Annotated in this window: 11 protein-coding genes; 5 read left to right on the top strand and 6 right to left on the bottom strand. The window is 60.5% G+C overall.

Annotated features, from left to right (window positions below; translation table 11 throughout):
- Window positions 1-669 carry an OapA family protein gene (locus tag WCL58_RS10945; RefSeq protein ID WP_047729278.1) on the bottom strand — a complete coding sequence of 223 codons (669 nt, stop codon included), beginning with the start codon at window positions 667-669 and terminating at the stop codon, window positions 1-3.
- A 267-nt stretch (window positions 670-936) separates the two neighbouring features.
- Here WCL58_RS10945 and fklB point away from each other — a divergent pair, with 267 nt between their 5' ends.
- Entirely contained in the window at window positions 937-1557 is a 621-nt protein-coding gene (gene fklB, locus WCL58_RS10940) for an FKBP-type peptidyl-prolyl cis-trans isomerase (protein ID WP_004933618.1), read from the top strand.
- 43 nt (window positions 1558-1600) lie between these two features.
- Here fklB and ytfE read toward each other — a convergent pair whose 3' ends face one another.
- Entirely contained in the window at window positions 1601-2266 is a 666-nt protein-coding gene (gene ytfE / locus WCL58_RS10935) for an iron-sulfur cluster repair protein YtfE (protein WP_336851141.1), read from the bottom strand.
- 116 nt (window positions 2267-2382) lie between these two features.
- Window positions 2383-4335, bottom strand: a complete 1953-nt coding sequence (locus tag WCL58_RS10930) for a bifunctional 2',3'-cyclic-nucleotide 2'-phosphodiesterase/3'-nucleotidase (protein ID WP_336851140.1) — start codon at window positions 4333-4335, stop codon at window positions 2383-2385.
- A 255-nt stretch (window positions 4336-4590) separates the two neighbouring features.
- On the opposite strand from WCL58_RS10930, the gene cysQ reads away from it, so the two are divergent.
- Window positions 4591-5331 carry a 3'(2'),5'-bisphosphate nucleotidase CysQ gene (cysQ, locus tag WCL58_RS10925; RefSeq protein WP_033644177.1) on the top strand — a complete coding sequence of 247 codons (741 nt, stop codon included), beginning with the start codon at window positions 4591-4593 and terminating at the stop codon, window positions 5329-5331.
- Window position 5332: 1 nt separating this feature from the next.
- Here the strand turns inward: cysQ and WCL58_RS10920 are convergent, their stop codons facing one another.
- Window positions 5333-5890 (bottom strand): YtfJ family protein, encoded by a 558-nt coding sequence (locus tag WCL58_RS10920; protein WP_025159587.1) that lies wholly within the window; start codon window positions 5888-5890, stop codon window positions 5333-5335.
- A gap of 330 nt (window positions 5891-6220) precedes the next feature.
- Between WCL58_RS10920 and WCL58_RS10915 the strand changes: the two genes are divergently transcribed.
- Window positions 6221-6427, top strand: coding sequence for a DUF1107 domain-containing protein (locus WCL58_RS10915; RefSeq protein WP_019453363.1), 207 nt, complete (start codon window positions 6221-6223; stop codon window positions 6425-6427).
- Between the two features lie 68 nt (window positions 6428-6495).
- Here WCL58_RS10915 and WCL58_RS10910 read toward each other — a convergent pair whose 3' ends face one another.
- A complete protein-coding gene (locus tag WCL58_RS10910) occupies window positions 6496-7827 on the bottom strand; it encodes a hemolysin family protein (protein WP_049270169.1) in 1332 nt (443 codons plus the stop codon).
- Window positions 7828-8007: 180 nt separating this feature from the next.
- Entirely contained in the window at window positions 8008-8646 is a 639-nt protein-coding gene (gene msrA / locus WCL58_RS10905; RefSeq protein ID WP_197778994.1) for a peptide-methionine (S)-S-oxide reductase MsrA, read from the bottom strand.
- A gap of 308 nt (window positions 8647-8954) precedes the next feature.
- On the opposite strand from msrA, the gene tamA reads away from it, so the two are divergent.
- Both tamA and tamB read left to right on the top strand, forming a co-directional pair.
- Complete coding sequence (gene tamA, locus WCL58_RS10900) at window positions 8955-10673, top strand: autotransporter assembly complex protein TamA (RefSeq protein ID WP_204275932.1); 1719 nt, start codon at window positions 8955-8957, stop codon at window positions 10671-10673.
- Window positions 10670-14488, top strand: coding sequence for an autotransporter assembly complex protein TamB (gene tamB, locus WCL58_RS10895; RefSeq protein WP_336851138.1), 3819 nt, complete (start codon window positions 10670-10672; stop codon window positions 14486-14488). The genes tamA and tamB overlap by 4 nt, the downstream gene beginning before the upstream one ends.

Genomic DNA, 14488 nt, shown 5'->3' with positions numbered 1-14488 from the left:
TTAGCGTTCCCGGCGGTAGCTGCCGTCGGCCTGGCGGCGGAACAGCGCCTGGCTGTTGTCCACCGTAGTGACCGACAGCGCGTTAATCACGCCGTTGGCGTCGCGTTCGATGCGCACTTCCTGGCCGGCTTTCATGTTGCTCAGCGGCTTGTCGCCGCCTTCCACCTGCGCCATGGCGAACACTTCATTCACCGGCAGATTGTTGTCGCGAAACAGCTGGGCCAGGGTCTGGCCGGGCTGGATCTGATAACGCTGCCAGTTGCCCGCCGGCGTTGGTTCGTTGGCAGACGTGGTGCCGCCGTTTTGCAGATCGGCCTGCAGCGGCACGCTGGTTTCCTGCTGGGAAACCGGGAACGGCTGTCTTTCGGGCGAGTACGGCCACAACAGGGCCAGCAGCAGGATGATGCCGAAGATCAGCACCCAGCGGCGGTGGAAGTAGGGCAGTGGCTCCATCCAATGGAAACCGTCCGGCAGATGCCAGACTTTGGCCAGCAGCGCTTTGACCTGCTGCATTTTGTCGTTGGCCGGCGGTGGCTCCGATGGCGGTTCCGCGCCTTCAGACGTGGGTGCGGCGCCCGGTTTCAGGCGCTGGCTGACATTCAGCCAGGTGCGCAGCAGCGGCTGGTAGATGCGGGTGGTTTTCCTTCTCCTGGGCGCGATTCTGCCCATGGTGACCTCTCTTCGACGGCGTAGTAATTAGCGCGGCGCGGCAAGCGCCTCGCCTGCCCGATATCCTGCTTTCAGTATAGTCCGCTAACTGATTGAAGCGAAAGGCAGCTGAGCGGCAGAGCCGCGGTTTGCGGCTGCGGGCGTTAACAGAAGGTTATTGTTTCTTTTTCTACGACAAAAGTCATCATTCTCCACACAAGATTTTACCCGGCATTGACGCGCTGTTATGCTGCGCTTTCGACTTTTTACAGACTTAAGGAAAACCCCATGACAACCCCTTCTTTTGACAGCGTTGAAGCGCAAGCAAGTTACGGGATTGGTTTACAGGTCGGCCAGCAGCTGCAAGAGTCCGGGCTGGAAGGTTTGCAACCGGAAGCTTTGCTGGCGGGTCTGCGCGACGCGCTGGAAGGGAATGCCCCGGCGGTTCCGGTAGACGTGGTGCACCGTGCGCTGCGTGAAATCCACGAGCGTGCGGACGCGGTGCGCCGCGAGCGCCAGCAGGCGATGGCCGTTGAAGGCCAGAAATTCCTGGACGACAACGCCAAGCGCGACGACGTGACGCTGACCGAGTCCGGCCTGCAGTTCTCCGTGCTGGAGCAGGGCAACGGCCCGATCCCGTCCCGTCAGGACCGCGTGCGTGTGCACTACACCGGTCGTCTGATCAACGGCGACGTGTTCGACAGCTCGGTCGAGCGCGGCCAGCCGGCAGAATTCCCGGTCAGCGGCGTGATCCCAGGCTGGATCGAAGCGCTGACCCTGATGCCGGTCGGCTCCAAATGGCAGCTGTATATCCCGCACAACCTGGCCTACGGCGAGCGTGGCGCTGGCGCGTCCATCCCGCCGTTCAGCGCGCTGGTGTTCGACGTCGAGCTGCTGGAAATCCTGTAATCCCACCGAGGATTGCTCTGGGCGCCTTCGTGGCGCCCTTATTTTATGCGCCGCGCAGCGCGCGCGGGAACAGCAGATTGTTTTCCAGGCTGATGTGCTCCATCAGATCGCCGATGAACTCGTCGATGCCGGTGTACAGCGCTCGCCAGGTGGTGCAGGCGCCCTCCGGCGGCGTGACGTTATCGGTGAGGAACTTCACCACTTCCAGCTGCTCACCCGCCTCGTCATGTTCATGCTCCATCACCGAGATCGGTCCGGCGGCCTGCGGCCCCATGCTCTGTTTGATCAGCGGGAACAGGATCTGCTCCTCTTTCATCATGTGATTCTCCAGATCCAGGCGGATCAGGTTCAGCTGCTTCGCCAACCCGCGCGGGCAGCTGGGCTTGTCGCCGTGCACGCGTTCGACCTTTTCCGCCATCAGCACCAGTTCTGCCAGCTGCTCGCGGTGCCGCTGATGAAAGCGTAGCAGAATGTAGTCGATCACCTCACCGAGCGGCGCCGTGCGCCAGTCCCGGCTTGGCTCCGGCGTGGCGGCCAGGGCGGCCAGTTCGTTTTCCAGCCTGTCGATATCTAACCCTTTGCGCTCGGCGGCGCGTGCCAGCGATTGCCGACCGCCGCAGCAGAAATCCAGCTGATGCTGGCGAAACAGACGGGATGCCCGGGGAATGGCGATAGCGAGCGCGCCAAGGGATTGATTGCGGTAATCCATGGTAGTGCCTCTTTAAACGAAGGAATCTTATAACATGCATTTTAAATACAATTTAAAGGGCGCGCCAGCGGGAAAATCGAAGAGAAGGTGGCCGGGGTGAGGCCCCGGCCGGGTGATTATTTCGCGCTAAGATCGATGCGATACACCGCGAAACCGATGCGGTCATTGCCTTCGGCGGTCATCGGGTATTGAGCGTGCTCCTTGATAAACGCCGTCGCTTTGTCCGACGGCGAGGTCTCGAAGCGGATATCCAGCGGCTGCTGGCTGCTGAAGGTCGCCAAACGCCAGTTGTTGTCCGCCTGCGGATGCACCGCACCGTGCCGCTGGGTTTCGGCGCTGATGTAGGCCGCCAGCACTGAACGGTTTTCATCCGGCGAGGCGAAGGCGATATGTTTGTCGCCGGTGCCGGCAAATTTGCCGCTGTAGGCGCGGTAGTTGTTGGTGGCGACCAGGAAGGTGGCGTTCGGATCGATCGGCTTGCCGTTGAAGGTCAACTGCTTGATGCGCTCCACCTTATCGTTGATCAGCTGGCATTCACCGTCGTAGCGCGCCGGCTGGCTGACGTCGATCTGGTAATTGACGCCGTCGATCACGTCGAAGTTATAGGTGCGGAAGCCGTCCCAGTTGATCAAGCCCTGCGGCTTGGCGCTGTTGACGTCGATCTGGTTGAACTGGCTTGCGGAGCACTCCAGCCACTCTTTCACCTCTTTGCCGCTGGCCTTCACCACCACCAGGGTATTGGGGTAGAGATAGAGATCGGCGGCGTTGCGGAAGGTGAGTTGGCCCTTTTCCACTTCGACGAAGCTGGCCGGATCGTTCTTGCGGCCGCCGACCTTGAACGGCGCCGCCGCCGACAGCACCGGCAGATCGGCCAGATCCGGATCGCCCTGAATGTAATGTTCAACGTAGGCCTTCTGCGCATTGTTGACGATCTGCACCGTCGGATCGTCCTGCACCAGCGCCAGGTAGCTGTACATGTTGCCGTCGGATTTGCCGATCGGCTGGCTGACGAACTCGCGCGTGCCCTTGTGATCGTCCGCCAACACTTTCACCAGCGCGGCGTCTTCCGCCGCCAGCGATTTCTTGTTCTCTTTGTCGTAGATCGGCCGTGCTTCCGCTTTGGCGGCGGTCACTTTCCAGCTACCGCTATCGTTGTTGAGCTGCAGGTCGACCACGCCGAGATGATCGCCCCATTGGCCCGGCATCACCGCCGGTACGCCGTTCAGCAGGCCCTTATCGATATCCGCGCCTTTGATGTTGGCGAAGTCCTTGCTCGGGAACACCGCATGGGCGTGGCCGAACATGATGGCGTCGATGCCCGGTACCTGGCTGAGGTAGTAGACCGAGTTTTCCGCCATTGCCTTGTAAGGCTCGCTGGACAGCCCGGAATGCGGGATCGCCACCACCAGATCGGCGCCCTGTTTACGCATTTCCGGCACGTAGCGTTTGGCGGTGGCGGTGATGTCGTCCACCGTCACCTTGCCCTGCAGGTTAGCCTTGTCCCACACCAGGATCTGCGGCGGCACGAAGCCGATGTAGCCGATGCGCAGCGTATGCGCTTTGCCGTCGCGGTCTTTCACCGGCGTATCGACGATGATGTACGGCGTGAACAGCGGTTTTTGCGTTTTGGCGTCGATGACGTTGGCGTTGATATACGGGAACTTGGCGCCGGCGATGGCGTTCTTCAGGTAGTCCAGCCCGTAGTTGAATTCATGGTTGCCGATGTTGCCGACCACATAGTTCAGCGTATTCATCGCCTTATAGACCGGATGCACGTCGCCCGGTTTCAGCCCCTTGGCCGCCATGTAGTCGCCGAGCGGGCTGCCCTGAATGATGTCGCCGTTGTCCACCAACACTGCGTTGGTAGCCTGTTGGCGCGCCTGCTGGATCAGGCTGGCGGTGCGCACCAGGCCGAATTTATCGGTCGGCGTGTCCTTGTAGTAATCGAAGTCCATCATGTTGCTGTGCAGGTCGGTGGTTTCCAGCACGCGCAGGTCGACGGTGGCCGCCTGCGCCGAGGCGCACACCAGCAGCGCAAGCGCGGACAGCGTCAGGGGATGCTTCATCATTTTGGGCTCTCTCCATTCCATTATTCGAGTGTTATCGCAGAGGGAAATGTAATTAACATTGCTTGCCACAGCAAACTGTGAAGTGTGGCAGAAAACGGCGGCAGGTAACGCGGGGAAGTTCACAGTTGTGCCCAACAAGATCTGAGGAATTCCCGGGGGTTAGCCGGTTGAGATGGATATTCAGCGTAAAAAAAACTAGTCTGCTAGCAGAGACAGGGGGAAATTTCCCACGGAGATGCAGAGTTGAGGTGCATGATGTTAGAGCGAATTTGCCAACTGTCCCGCGAGGCGGGGGCGGCGATCATGGCGGTGTACGACGGTGAACAACCGCTTGATGTCGCACAGAAAAAAGATGATTCACCGGTGACGGCGGCCGATCTGGCGGCGCATCACATCATCAAGCGTGGCCTGGCGGCGCTGACGCCCGAGGTGCCGCTGCTGTCGGAAGAAGATCCGCCGGCGTGGGAAGAACGCCGCAACTGGACGCGCTACTGGCTGGTCGATCCGTTGGACGGCACTAAAGAGTTCTTGCACCGCAACGGTGAGTTCACGGTCAATATCGCCCTGATTGAAGACGGGCAGGCGGTGATGGGGGTGGTGTACGCCCCGGCGATCGACGTGCTGTATCTGGCGGAGCGCGGCAAGGCCTGGAAAGAAGAGAAGGGCGTGCGGCAGGCGATCGGTGTTAGCAACGCGCATCCGCCGCTGGTGGTGGTGAGCCGCTCGCATATCGACGACGAACTGAAAGACTATTTGCAGCAGCTGGGTGAGCACCAGACCGTGTCCGTCGGCTCCTCGCTGAAGTTCTGCCTGGTGGCGGAAGGCAAGGCGCAGCTCTATCCGCGCTTCGGGCCGACCAACATTTGGGATACCGCCGCAGGACATGCGGTGGCGGTGGCCGCCGGGGCGCAAATTCACGATTGGCAGGGCAAGCCGTTGCTCTATACCCCGCGTGAATCTTTCCTCAACCCCGGCTTCCGGGTGTCGCTGTTCTGAGTTAGTTCGCCAACAGCTGGTGCAGCTTGGACATCACCTGCTGCACCTCTTCCGGCGTCAGCGCGCCGTCTTTGGCGAACTGAATGCGCCCTTGCTTATCCAGCACCACAATAGCTGAGCCTTTCGGCTGCAGATCCCAGGCTTTGCGCACGTTGCCGTCGCTGTCGACGATAAACTGCGACCACGGGAACTCCTTCTTGCTGTCCTCAATGCTGCTGCGCACGAACATCGCGGTGCCCATCAGGGCATCGTCGGTGTTGACGATTGTCGTCGTTTGGTAACGATCGTGTGGTAGCTTCGCCTTCTTGATCGCTTCAATCAGTGGGTCGTTCATGTCTTTGGCGGAGCTGCGGCCGGCAATATGTTGTATCACTCGCACTTTTCCACTGAGCTGCGCGCTGTTCCAGTTCTGGTAGCTAAAATTACCGTCAGCGTAATTGAGCTCTCCTTTGTCGCTGACGCCGACCGGCGCTACGCGCTGCTGGAGCTGGAAGTTGTGCGCGGAAGCGAAAAGCGGGGCGAGCAGCAGGGATACCATCAGCATGCGACTTGTTTTCATGCTTTCTCCTTGTAATGAGTGGAATTTGTGCGACAGCACTTCGACAGCCTAAAGCATAGGATGTGATAAGAGGTCTGTCCTGTTAACCGGATCGCAGATTTTCCCTTGGTTCGCTAATCATCAGATTTTGAAGGGATATACTGAAAACGTTATAAATTATCATATACAATTCTGTCAAAAAGTGTAAATCCAGCGTAGATCACCGGGCAGAAGTGAACGTTCTGGTCTTTACTGGGTCTACTACATGCAATCAAGTTGCGTTCTGAATTTCGAGGCTGCCACCTTTGGCGGCTCGCTGAGCGCATGGATCAACGGGAGGAGCGTAAAAGAATGAGAATCTTCCAGCGTTATAACCCTTTGAAAGTGGCAAAGTACGTTAAGACCCTGTTTCGCGGAAGGCTGTATATCAAGGACGTGGGCGCATTTGAATTCGACGAGGGGAAAATCCTGCCGCCGAAGATTCGTGACAAGCGCCATTTCAGCGTGATGTCTGAAGTAAACCGCCAGGTGCTGCTGTTGCAGGCCGAGTTTGGCTGAACACTGCGCTGACAGCGGTAAAAAAAATGCGGCCCCGATGGGGCCGCTGATGTTTTTGCCGGCTGGCGTCAAGCCGCCGGGGTGTCTTCCGGGGCTTTCGGCAGTACCGCCGCCGGTTTGTCGCTCAGCCGGGTGACCAGCAGCTGGTCTATCTTGTAGCTGTCGATATCCACCACTTCGAACTTGTAGCCGGCGTATTTGACGAAGTCGGTGCGTTTCGGGATCTTGCGCAGCATATACATCATAAAGCCGCCGATGGTCTCGTAGTTGCCCGCCTGCGGGAACTCGTCGATGTCCAGTACGCGCATCACGTCGTCGATCGGCGTGCCGCCTTCAATCAGCCATGAGCTTTCGTCGCGCGCCACGATCTGCTCTTCCTGGCCTTGGCCAACCAGATCGCCCATCAGCGTGGTCATCACGTCGTTAAGGGTGATGATGCCCACCACCAACGCATATTCATTGAGGATCACCGCGAAGTCTTCGCCGGCGGTCTTGAAGCTTTCCAACGCTTCGGACAGCGTCAGCGTATCCGGCACGATCAGCGCAGAACGGATCTGTACGCCGCTGCTCAGCACCAGGCTCTGATTGCCCAGCACGCGGTTCAGCAGGTCTTTGGAATCGACGTAGCCGACCACCTGATCGATATGGCCGTCGCACACCAGGAACTTGGAGTGCGGATGGGTCGAGACCTTCTCCTTGATGCTCTCTTCGCTTTCGCGCAGGTCGAAGTACACCACGCTTTCACGCGAGGTCATCGAAGACGGCACGGTGCGCGATTCCAGTTCGAACACGTTTTCAATCAGCTCATGTTCCTGCTTGCGCAGCACGCCCGCCAGGGCACCGGCTTCCACCACCGCGTAGATGTCGTCGGAGGTGATGTCGTCCTTACGCACCATCGGCAGCTTGAACATGCGGAAGATCAGGTTGGCCATGCCGTTGAAGAACCACACCAGCGGGCGGAAGATCATGATGGAGAAACGCATCGGGTTGATGATCCGGACGGCGACCGTCTCTGGTGCAATCATACCGATGCGCTTCGGGGTCAAATCGGCGAACAGGATAAACAGGCTGGTCACCAGCACGAAGGAGCAGATGAAGCTGACCTGTTCCGCCAGTTCGGGCGACAGGAAACGATCGAACAACACCTTGAAAGTGGGAGAAAAAGCCGCATCGCCGACGATACCGCCGAGGATGGCCACGGCGTTCAGGCCGATCTGCACCACGGTGAAGAAGATGCCTGGGGTTTCTTGCAGTTTAAGCACTCTGGCGGCGTTGATGTTGCCTTCGTCCGCCATCAGCTTCAGTTTGATCTTGCGCGAGGCGGCCAGAGAGATTTCCGACAGTGAGAAGAACGCACTCACCGCGATCAGAAAAAGAATCAGTAAAATACTGTTTAACATAATCTATCCATACGTGCCGACGGGATGCCGGCGCTCTTGAGGAAGGGTAGTACATAGTAAAAAAAGCAGCGATAACAACCAGAAGGGAAGCTATCGGGCCGCAGAAGCGGCCCGCATAGTATAGCAGTTGCCCCACAGGGGCCGCCAGCGGTTAAAAAAGTGCCGCCGGCCGGCATCGGATTAGCCCTGCGGCGGCAGGCAAACGCCGATGCCACCCAGCCCGCAGTAGCCTTCCGGATTCTTGAACAGGTACTGCTGATGATCGTCCTCCGCGTAATAGAACGGCAGCGCCGGCGCGATCTCGGTAGTGATGACGCGCTTGTCGCCCGCCGCGTCCATCGCCTGCTGGAAACGCTGCAGGCTGCTTTCCGCCTCGACCTGCTGCTCCGGGCTCAGCGTGTAAATCGCCGAGCGGTACTGGGTGCCGACGTCGCCGCCCTGGCGCATGCCCTGCGCCGGATCGTGATTTTCCCAGAATACCTGCAGCAGCTGTTTGTAGCTGACGACCTGCGGATCGAACACCACGCGTACCACTTCGGCGTGGCCGGTCTGGCCGCTGCACACTTCGCGGTAGGTCGGGTTCGGCGTGTAGCCGCCGCTGTAGCCGGCGGCGGTGCTGTAGACGCCCGGCTGCTGCCAGAACAGGCGCTCAACGCCCCAGAAACAGCCCATGGCGAAGATCGCCACTTCCATGCCTGCCGGCACCTGGGTCATCGAGTGTTCGGTGACCACGTTGAGCGTTGCGACAGGCATTGGCGTGGTGCGGCCAGGCAGCGCGCTTGCCTTATCGACGGTTTGTGATTTATCAAAAAATGGCACCACGGTTGACTCCTGTTGTCACAGTAAGAATTGACCCTACATGGGGGCGGTTCGGTTGTATCTCACCGCGTCTTTGCCCACAATAAGTGGCAAGTTGGGTTTATGTATAAGCTTAACGCAGTATTTTGAGCGCCAAAAGTGAAGAATTCGCCTGTTGCGCGGCGGTGGCAAAGCGCGGCGGGCGGCGTCCGGAACAAGGCTGAAGAGGGCTGCCGTCATGATAGCGCGGAGTCTGCCCTGGCCCCGGAGCGAACACCATAACAGGAAAGTAAAATCAATAAGGAGAACACGTGCCAAAGTACCCGGTCATGTGCTTGATAGCTGTGTTGCTTGCGGCACCTGCAGCCTACGCGGCGAACGTGCGGTTGCAGGTGGAAGGGTTAAGCGGAGAGTTGGAAAAAAACGTTCGGGTGCGCCTGTCGTCGATCACGCCTGAAGAGGTCGGCACCGACGGTCGCTTCCGCGCACGGGTGGATGAGGCGGTGCGCCAGGGGCTGCGCGCGCTCGGCTATTATCAGCCGACCATCGAATTTACGCTGGACGATCGGCCGGGGATGTCGCGCCCGGTGCTGCATGCCAAGGTCAATCCGGGCGAACCGGTGCGTATCGCCGGCGCCAACATCGTGCTGGAAGGCGGCGCGAAGACCGATGAGGACTACCTGGCGCTGGTAAAGAAGGACCGGCCGACCATCGGCGAGATCCTTAACCACGGCAAGTATGACAGTTTCAAAGGCTCGCTCACCGGCCTGGCGCTGCGCAAAGGCTATTTCGATGCCGACATGACCAAAAGCCAGCTCGGCGTGGCCGAAGATCTGCACAAGGCGTTTTGGGATATCGATTTCAACAGCGGCGAACGTTACCGCTTCGGCAAGGTAAAATTCACCGGCTCGCAAATCCGCGAAGACTATCTGCAAAATCTGGTGCCCTTTCATCAGGGGGATTACTACAGTTCGGAGGATTTGGCCGAGCTGAACCGCCGTTTGTCCGCCACCAACTGGTTCAACTCGGTGGTGGTATCCCCTGATTTCAACGATGCCAAAGAGAACAAGATTTTGCCGTTGGACGCGCTGGTGACGCCGCGCACGCGCAACACCGTCGAAACCGGTATCGGTTACTCCACCGACGTCGGCCCGCGGGTGAAAGGCACCTGGAAAAAGCCCTGGCTCAACGATCGCGGGCATAGCCTGGAAACCAGCGCCAGCGTATCGGCGCCGGAGCAGCAGCTGGATCTGACCTACAAGATCCCGCTGCTCAAGAACCCGCTGGAGCAGTATTACCTGCTGCAGGGCGGCCTCAAGAATGTCAATCTTAACGACACCAAGTCCGTCACCTCCAAAGTGGTGGCCTCGCGCAACTGGGATCTCTCCAGCGGCTGGCAGCGGGCGATCAACCTGACCTGGCGCTGGGATAACTTTACCCAGGGTAACGTCAGCAACACCACCATGCTGCTGTATCCCGGCGTCAGCTTCAACCGCACCCGCTCGCGCGGCGGCCTGATGCCGACCTGGGGCGACAGCCAGCGCTACTCTATCGACGTGTCCGACACCACCTGGGGTTCCGGCGTGGACTTCGCGCTGATGCAGGCGCAGAACGTGTGGATCCGCACGCTGGCCGACAAGCACCGTTTCGTGGCGCGTGGCCAGGTGGGCTGGATCGAAACCAACGACTTCGACAAGGTGCCGCCGGATCTGCGCTTCTTCGCCGGCGGTGACCGCAGCATTCGCGGCTACAAGTACAAAGACATTTCGCCGCGCGATGGCGACGGCAAGCTGACCGGCGCCTCCAAGATGCTGACCGGCTCGCTGGAGTACCAGTACAACGTGACCGGCAAATGGTGGGGGGCGATGTTCGTCGACTCCGGTGAAGCGGTGAACGATATCAAGAAAAGCAACTTCAAGACCGGCGCCGGCGTAGGCGTGCGCTGGCAGTCGCCGGTGGGGCCGGTGAAGCTGGATATCGCCGCGCCTGTGGGAGACAAGGACACCCACGGGATGCAGTTCTACATCGGTTTGGGGCCTGAACTATGAGCCTGGTTAAAAAGATTTGTCTCGGATTTCTGGTCGTTCTGCTGTTGCTGATCGGCGGGCTGGCCTTCCTGATAGGCACCACCACCGGTTTGCATATGGTCATCAACGGCGCGGCGCGCTGGGTGCCGGGGCTGGAGATCGCCGGCGTCAGCGGCGGCTGGCGCGATCTGACGCTGAAGGGCGTGAAATATCAGATGCCGGGCGTGACGGTCAACGCCGGGCAGTTCCATCTCTCCCTTGACCTGTCCTGCTTTAAACGCAGCTCGCTGTGCGTCAATGCCTTGACCGCCCAGGATGTGGACGTGGCGGTGAACACCAAAGAGATGGCGCCTTCCGCGCCGGTGGAGGAGAGCAGTGAGCCGACCACCAATCTCAGCACGCCTTACCCTATCACGCTGCGCCTGTTGGCGTTGAACAACGTCAAGGTCACCGTCAACGACACTGCCATCTCTCTGGCCGAGTTCCGCACCGGCGCGCAGTGGCAAGAGCGCGCGCTGACGCTGATGCCGACCAAGATCGGCTCGCTGCTGATCGCCTTGCCGAAAACGCCGCAAAACCCGTTGCCGGAAGCGGTGCAGCCGGCTGTCGAGGTGGCGAAAAAGGTCGGCGAGCAGGTTACCGACGCGGCGAAGCCGGCACCTCAGCCGGAAGAGAAGCCGCTGGGCGAAACGCTGAAAGAACTGTTCGCCAAACCGCTGTTGCCGGATCTGCCGGACATCCGCCTGCCGTTGGATATCACCGTCAAAGAGATCAGCGGCGAGCAGCTGCGCTTGACCGGCGATACCGACGTGCTAATCACGAGCCTGTTACTGCAGGCCAGCACGCAGGATCAGCATATCCAACTGGACAACTTCGACGTGAAGTCGCCTCAGGGCACGCTGTCAGTGCAGGGGCAGGCAACCCTGACCGGCGACTGGCCGGTGGCCCTGACCGCCAACAGCGCGCTGAATATCGAACCGCTGAAGGGCGAGAAGGTGAAGCTGAACATCGGCGGTGGGTTGCGTGACGAGCTGAAGGTGGCGCTGAACCTGTCCGGCCCGGTCGGCGCCCAGCTCGATGTGCAAACCCGGCTGGCCGAAGCCGGCCTGCCGCTGGCGCTGACGTTGCAGAGCAAGCAGCTGAAATGGCCGCTGAGCGGCGAGGCGCAGTATCAGGTCAATGACTTCCGCCTGCGCTTTAACGGCAAGGCGACCGACTACGCGCTGTCGACGCGCGCCAATCTGAAAGGCCAGGACTTGCCGCCGGCGGTGCTGACGCTGGACGGCAAAGGCAACGTCGAGCAGTTCAAGCTGGAGCGCCTGCGCCTGGCGGCGCTGCAGGGCAATACCGATCTTACCGCGCTGGTGGACTGGAGCAAAGCCATCAGCTGGACCTCGCAATTGACGCTGAGCGGCATCAATACCGCCAAGCAGTGGCCGGAATGGCCGGCGAAGCTGGATGGCAAGATCACCACGCGCGGCAGCCTGCACGGCGGCAGCTGGCAGCTGCAGGTGCCGGTATTGCAGCTGGACGGCAACGTGAAGCAGAACAAGGTCACGGCGCGCGGTACGCTGAGCGGCAACGCCGCCGGGCAGTGGAAAATCCCCGGCATCGATCTGGCGCTGGGGCGTAACCAACTGAACGTCAAAGGGCAGCTGGACGAGAAGAGCTGGAACCTGGACGCCAACATCGACGCACCGCGTCTGGACGGCGCGCTGCCGGGCCTGGGCGGCACCGCCAAAGGGCTGTTGAAACTGCGCGGCAATCTGCAGGCGCCGCAGCTGCTGGCAGACCTGACCGCTTCCGGCTTGCAGTGGCAGGCGCTGCGCATCAACCGCGTGAAAATAGACGGCGACGTGCGCTCCACGGATCAGATCCAGGGGCAGTTGGCGGTACGCGTCGAACAGCTGAAGCAGGACGCGCTGGAGGTCAGCCTGCTGACCCTCGACGCCAAAGGCAGCGAGAAGCAGCACCAGCTGCAGCTGAAGATTGACGGCAAGCCGGTCTCCGGCCAGCTGGCGCTGCAGGGCAGCTTCGATCGTCAGCAGCAGCGCTGGCGCGGCAATCTGAACAATACCCGCTTCGATACGCCGGTCGGGGAATGGCGCCTGACGCGCGCCATCGCGCTGGACTACCTGAACACCGAGCAGAAAATCAGCGTCGGGCCGCACTGTTGGCAGAACCCGAACGCCGAGCTGTGCGTGCCTAAGACCATTGAAGCCGGCCAGAGCGGCCAGGCCAGCGTGGTGCTCAACCGGTTCGACCTGGCGATGATCAAGCCGTTCCTCGGCCCGGACACCGCCCTGAGCGGCGTGTTCACCGGCCGGGCCGACGTCAGCTGGAAGCCGGGCGGCGCGCTGCCGGAGGCGAAAGTCACGCTGGCCGGCAACGGCGTCAAGGTGGTGCAGCAGGTGCAGGGCAACGCGCTGCCGGTCGCCTTCGATACGCTGACCCTCAACGCCGGCTTGAACAACGGCCGCGCGCAGGCCGACTGGCGGCTCAAACTGACCAACAACGGCCAGTTCGACGGCAATATCCAGGTGGCGGATCCGCAGGTGCGGCGCACCATCAGCGGCAACGTCAATATCACCAACATCTCGCTGGCGCTGATCAACCCGGCGCTGATGAAGGGCGAAAGCGCGGCGGGCATGCTGAACGCCAACCTGCGCCTGGGCGGCAGCGCGCAGAAGCCGCTGGTGTTCGGGCGCCTGGCGTTGGATCGGGCGAAGGTGCAGGGGCACTGGATGCCGTTCGACATGACCGACGCGCGGCTGGCGGTGAATTTCAACGGCATGACCTCGACGCTGGAAGGGTTGCTCAGCACCACGCGCGGCCAGCTGAATCTGGCGGGCGATGCCGACTGGCGCGATATCAACGCCTGGCGTGCGCGCATTGCCGCCAAGGGCGACAAGCTGCGGGTGACGGTGCCGCCGATGATCCGCATCGACGTGTCGCCGGATCTGGTGTTTGAAGCCACGCCGCAGCTGTTCTCGCTCAACGGCAAGGTCGACATTCCCTGGGCGCGCATCACGGTGCAGGAGCTGCCGGAAAGCGCGGTGGGCGTCTCTTCCGACGAGGTGATGCTGGACGACCAGCTGAAGCCGATTCAACCGAAGACCGCGTCGATCCCGATCAACAGCAATCTGATGATCCACGTCGGCAACGACGTGCGGCTGGACGCCTTTGGCCTGAAAGCCCGCTTGAAGGGCGATCTTAAGGTGGTGCAGGACAAGAAAGGGCTGGGCCTCAACGGCCAGATTGACATCCCTTCCGGCCGATTCCATGCTTATGGTCAGGATTTGATCGTGCGTAAAGGGCAGCTGATGTTCTCCGGCCCGCCGGATCAGCCGCTGCTGAATATCGAGGCGATCCGCAACCCGGAATCCACCGAGGACGATGTGACCGCCGGCGTGCGCGTGACCGGCCTGGCGGATGCGCCGAAGCTGGAAGTGTTCTCCGATCCGGCCAAATCGCAGCAGGAAGCCTTGTCTTATCTGCTGCGCGGCCAGGGCTTGAGCAGCTCCGGCGCCGACGGCAACGCCATGACCTCGATGTTAATCGGCATGGGGGTTGCACAAAGTGGTCAACTTGTGGGTAAAATCGGCGAGGCATTCGGCGTGAGTAATTTGGCTCTGGACACTCAGGGGGTTGGCGACAATTCCCAGGTTGTCGTGAGCGGCTATGTCCTCCCAGGCTTACAAGTAAAATATGGGGTGGGCATTTTCGACTCGCTGGCCACGCTGACGTTGCGTTATCGCCTGATGCCTAAGTTGTATCTTGAAGCGGTGTCTGGTCTCGACCAGGCATTAGATTTGCTCTATCAGTTTGAGTTTTAG

It is taken from the genome of Serratia sp. TMDUHS_CL, from assembly GCF_037137105.1.
GTDB classification, from domain to species: Bacteria; Pseudomonadota; Gammaproteobacteria; order Enterobacterales; family Enterobacteriaceae; genus Serratia; species Serratia nevei.
Note: the sequence above shows the minus strand (reverse complement) of the source record. Positions and strands in the feature narration are given on the sequence as shown.